Here is a 293-nt window from a genome sequence, read left to right on the forward strand (position 1 = left end):
GCTGGAGCAGGCGCTCGGCGAGGCGAACGGTCGGCTCGGCGATGAACAGGTTCGAGATGTGTCCGAGCGAGGCGATCTGCGCGGAGACGGCCGACACGACAGCGGGATGCCCGTGGCCGAGCGAGTTGACGGCGATGCCGCCGGCGAAGTCGAGGAACTCGTTGCCCTCGGCGTCCCAGACGCGGGTGCCGCGGCCCCGGACCAGCGGCAGCCTGGGGGTGCCGAAGTTGTCCATCATGACGCCCTGCCAGCGGCTGGTCAGCGCCGCGTTGGGAGCGAGGGGGCGGGAGGGC

Annotated in this window: 1 protein-coding gene; it reads right to left on the minus strand. The window is 72.4% G+C overall.

Features of this window, described 5'->3' with window-relative positions:
- Positions 1–262 (minus strand): aminotransferase class III-fold pyridoxal phosphate-dependent enzyme (locus J0695_RS38460; RefSeq protein ID WP_242553723.1); only part of this gene is annotated, 262 nt, incomplete at its 3' end.
- Between the last annotated feature and the right edge of the window lie 31 nt (positions 263–293).

This window comes from Streptomyces beijiangensis (genome assembly GCF_017315755.1).
Classification (GTDB): domain Bacteria; phylum Actinomycetota; class Actinomycetes; order Streptomycetales; family Streptomycetaceae; genus Streptomyces; species Streptomyces beijiangensis.